Annotated in this window: 6 protein-coding genes; all 6 read right to left on the bottom strand. The window is 63.8% G+C overall.

Annotated elements, in window-relative coordinates; genetic code table 11:
• The coding region (locus tag RMO81_RS11995; protein ID WP_310476121.1) for an AMP-binding protein at window positions 1-755 on the bottom strand (755 nt) is incomplete at its 3' end.
• Window positions 756-805: 50 nt separating this feature from the next.
• Window positions 806-1,834 (bottom strand): adenosine deaminase, encoded by a 1,029-nt coding sequence (locus RMO81_RS11990; protein ID WP_310476119.1) that lies wholly within the window; start codon window positions 1,832-1,834, stop codon window positions 806-808.
• Window positions 1,831-2,409 carry a phosphoribosyltransferase family protein gene (locus RMO81_RS11985; RefSeq protein WP_310476118.1) on the bottom strand — a complete coding sequence of 193 codons (579 nt, stop codon included), beginning with the start codon at window positions 2,407-2,409 and terminating at the stop codon, window positions 1,831-1,833. Before RMO81_RS11985 ends, RMO81_RS11990 begins: the two co-directional genes overlap by 4 nt.
• Window positions 2,410-2,454: 45 nt before the next feature.
• On the bottom strand, window positions 2,455-2,763 hold the full coding sequence (locus tag RMO81_RS11980) for a hypothetical protein (protein ID WP_310476122.1): 309 nt from the start codon (window positions 2,761-2,763) through the stop codon (window positions 2,455-2,457).
• A gap of 158 nt (window positions 2,764-2,921) precedes the next feature.
• Complete coding sequence (locus RMO81_RS11975; protein ID WP_310476117.1) at window positions 2,922-3,317, bottom strand: DUF3597 domain-containing protein; 396 nt, start codon at window positions 3,315-3,317, stop codon at window positions 2,922-2,924.
• Between the two features lie 83 nt (window positions 3,318-3,400).
• Window positions 3,401-4,069: lyase family protein (locus RMO81_RS11970; RefSeq protein WP_310476116.1), on the bottom strand; the 669-nt coding region annotated here is incomplete at its 5' end.

The following is a 4,069-nucleotide window of genomic DNA, read 5'->3' as shown; positions in this document are numbered from 1 at the left end:
GTAACGCGAAAATCGCACACATCAGCGATGAAGCGCGCCGGATCGAAGGCGCGGTGCAGCACGACATGACCGCCCTTCTGCCAGCAGCTCAGCGGGGTGACATTGAGCCCGCCGATATGGAACAGCGGTGCCATCACCAGGCTGACATCCTTTTCCGACACATCGCCGCCCAGCGCGCCATTGATATTGGCCCACCAGAAGTTGCCGTGGGTGAGCATGGCGCCCTTGGGCCGGCCGGTGGTGCCGGATGTGTACATGATCACCGCCACGTCATCCTCGGCGGTTTCCACCCGATCGGCCAAAGGCGCTGCATCGCCAACGAATTCTGCAATCGGCTGCCAGCTTGTCGCCGGGCCATCGGCGGACAGGAAGCGCCGGCAGCACAGCCGCTCGCGCACGCTGTCGATCACCGGCCGGTGCGGGCCATCGACGACCAGCGTGTGCACGCCGGCATCGTTGATGATGTAATCAAGCTCCGGCCCGGTGAGGCGGAAGTTCAGCGGCACGAAGATCGCGCCCAGCCGCGCGGTGGCAAACAGCAGATCGAAATAGAGCGGGTTGTTGAGCCCCAGAAAGCCGACGCGATCCCCCCGGCAGATGCCGCCGGCCTTCAGCGCCGTGGCGAGCCGGTTCACGGCATCGCCCATTTGCGCGTAGCTGCGGGTGGTGCCTTCGAAGGTCAGCGCCGGCCGTTCCGGCGTTTGCTGCACGCGCCGGCTGAACCAGCTGTTCAATCCGATATCGGCCTTGGTCATGATTGCTCCCCCGAGAATTTGCCTGTTGATGCTGACTGCGCCGCGCCTGGTCAATGCCCGGCTGCATATGCCTCGATGGCGGCAAGATGCGCGGCCTGCTGTGCCAGCGGCAGGAAGCTGCCGGTAAAGCTGTTGCGCGCCAGCGTGACGATCTCCTCCCGCGTCAGATCGAGCGCATCGGCGACGGCCAGGAAGTTGGCATTCACATAGCCGCCGAAATAGGCCGGATCATCGCTGTTCACCGTCGCCTTCAGCCCGGCCTGCAGCATGCGGCGCAGCGGGTGCCGGGTGAGATCATCGACCACGCAGAGTTTCAGGTTGGACAAGGGGCAGACGGTGAGCGTCAAGCCATCGGTGACGATGCGGCTGACCAGCGCTGCATCCTCCAGCGCGCGATTGCCATGATCGATGCGGTCCACCTTCAGCACGTCGAGCGCCTGCCAGACATAATCGGGCGGGCCTTCCTCGCCAGCGTGCGCGACGATTTTAAGGCCGAGATCACGGGCGCGGGCGAAGACGCGGGCAAATTTCTCCGGCGGGTGGCCGACTTCGCTCGAATCCAGCCCGACCCCGTGGATCAGCGGCAGAAAGGGCAGCGCTGCGTCCAGTGTGGCCTGTGCGTCATCTTCCGAAAGGTGGCGCAGGAAACACAGGATGAGGCGGCTGGTGACGCCGCGTTCTTCGGCCTCGGCCAGCGCGCGGGCGATGCCGCCGATCACATTGGCCATCGGCACACCGCGCGCCGTGTGGCCCTGGGGATCGAAGAAAATCTCGACATGGCGCACGGCATCGGCAGCGGCGCGGGTCAGATAGGCAGCGGTCAGGTCAAAGAAATCCTGCTCCGTCAGCAGCACCGCCATGCCCTGATAATAAATGTCGAGAAAATCCTGCAGATTGGCGAATTCATAGGCAGCACGGATCGCCTCGACACTGTCGAAGGCCAGCTTGACGTTGCCGCGCTGGGCCAGCGCGAACATCATTTCCGGCTCCAGGCTGCCTTCGATGTGCAGATGCAGTTCCGCCTTGGGCAGGCCGGCGATGAAAGCGGCGCGCTCGTCACGGCTGGCAAATCCGGTCACTTGGTCAGCCCCTCAATCGGCGTCAGGATCACATCGGCGGCGGGCTTGTGGGCGCGGATTTCCGCTGTTGTCAGCCCGTCAATCTCGTGCGGGAACACCAGCCAATCGTTGCTTTCGTGGATGAAATACTCCGGTTTCAGCGCCGTCTGGTTGCGCGCCGGCTTGTACCACACGGTGGCGATGCGGATATCGGCCGGCGTGTTGGCGCGGCAGCGTGCCTTCAATTCGGTCAGCACGGCCTCGATACTGCGGCCAGAGTCAAACACATCGTCGATCACCAGCAGGCGATCGCCCACGTTCAGCGTGTCAATCAGATAGCCCAGTGCATAGACCTTCACCGTCTTGGCTTGGCTGCCGATGCCGGTATAGCTCGCGGTGCGGATGGCGATGTGGTCGCAGTCCACGCCATGGACGTCGAAAAATTCCTGCACGGCGATGCCGATGGGGGCACCGCCGCGCCAGATGCCAACCAGATGCGTCGGGCGGAAGCCGCTTTCCAGCACCTGGCGCGCCAGTCGGAAACTGTCGCCCAGCAGATCGTCGGCGGTCAGCCAGATTTTCGCAATGTCGGTCATGGCCGGCAGGGTGCCACCATCAGGCCCCGCCGGACAAGTCCTGCCTCACTTGCCGCTGGCGAGATCGGCAGCAACCGCTTCCAGCATCGCATCGGTGACCTGGCCGCCGGCCATTCCCTGCAACTGCTTCAGGCTCATCGATTTGAACTGATCGAGCATCGGATGGCTGGTGAGGCCCGGAATGCGCGCATCAAGCACGGCCTTGGTCTTGTCAGCCGCGATCAGCGCTTCAATCGGGGTATCGAGCGTGAAGGCGGCTGGCGCTGCCGGCGCGACTGGCACTGCCGGCTCGGCGGTTTGCGCGGCGGCGGCAACTGAAATGGCAGAAAGGGCAACGGCCAGGATCAACTTCATCACAAGAAAGGCTCCCAAACAGGGTGGTGTTTATCGTGCGCCCGGCATCGCGCCATTCAGGCTGATGCGCCATAACCAAGGCGGTTTCAGTGTGCAAGCGCGGTGCCGGGCAAGGCCGCCCGGCACCGCAAGCGCGCCGCAGATCGGCAGGAACAGGCTCAATCGGCGAGCGATGCCGGCACCGTGCCGCCATTGGCAGCCAGCGCCTTCATCACCGCCTTGTAGAGCCAGATGTTCATTTCAGCGCTGCCATCGGTGGCTCCGGTATAGCCCAGTTCGACGGCCAGTTCCTTGCGGTTGGCCAAGCTGGGATCAAGATCGAGCAACCGCATCAGATCGGCCACCGACGTGCGCCAATTGAGATTGGGATTGCCCTTTTCTTCCATCAGTTCCAGCAGCACTTTTTCCACATCCACTGGGGGCTTTGCGGCCGGGGCAGCAGGGGCCACAGCGGCGGGGGCAGCAGCAGCGGGGGCGGCCGCGGCGGCGGCGGCGGGCTTGGCTGGTTCGGCGCGGCCAAAAATCGAATCACGGATGCGGCTGAAAATGCTCATGGGGGCGGTCCTCCGGCTGGGCCGGCAGATGCCGACTCGGCCATGAGCATGCCGGCCAATTATGACGGATCAAGCGTCGCGGTTCAGCCAAAAACGCGGGCGAAGATCGTATCGACGTGCTTGAAATGGTAACCAAGGTCGAACAGCTTCTCCAGTTCGGCATTGGCCAGGCGGGCGGTCACATCGGCATCGGCCTTCAGCAGATCGAGCAGGCTGAGCGCGCCATCGGATTCCCACACCTTCATGGCGTTGCGCTGCACCAGACGATAGCTGTCGTCACGGGTGAGGCCGGCCTGGGTGAGGGCCAGCAGGATGCGCTGCGAATGGATGAGGCCGCCCATGCGATTGAGATTCTTTTCCATCCGGGCCGGGTAAATCAGCAATTTGTCGACCACGCCGGTCAGCCGGGCCAGCGCGAAATCCAGCGTGACCGTGGCATCCGGGCCAATGTAGCGTTCGACCGACGAATGCGAGATGTCGCGTTCGTGCCACAGCGCGACATTCTCCAGCGCCGGGGTGACGGCAGAACGCACCATGCGGGCCAGACCGGTGAGATTTTCGGTCAGCACCGGGTTGCGCTTGTGCGGCATCGCGCTGCTGCCCTTCTGGCCGGGGCTGAAATATTCTTCGGCCTCCAGCACTTCGGTGCGCTGCAGGTGGCGGATTTCGGTGGCCAGCCGTTCGATGCTGCTGGCGATCACACCCAGCGTGGCAAAGAACATGGCGTGGCGATCGCGCGGGATGACCTGGGT

The organism is Sandarakinorhabdus sp., from assembly GCF_031422795.1.
Taxonomy (GTDB): Bacteria; Pseudomonadota; Alphaproteobacteria; order Sphingomonadales; family Sphingomonadaceae; genus Sandarakinorhabdus.
The sequence above is the reverse complement of the archived record's forward strand: the minus strand, read 5'-3'. Positions and strand labels throughout refer to the sequence as shown.

Coding starts and splice junctions, on each gene's coding strand:
- RMO81_RS11985 (WP_310476118.1), bottom strand. CDS start 2,409: ATGACCGACATTGCGAAAATCTGGCTGACCGCCGACGATCTGCTGGGC.
- RMO81_RS11980 (WP_310476122.1), bottom strand. CDS start 2,763: ATGAAGTTGATCCTGGCCGTTGCCCTTTCTGCCATTTCAGTTGCCGCC.
- RMO81_RS11975 (WP_310476117.1), bottom strand. CDS start 3,317: ATGAGCATTTTCAGCCGCATCCGTGATTCGATTTTTGGCCGCGCCGAA.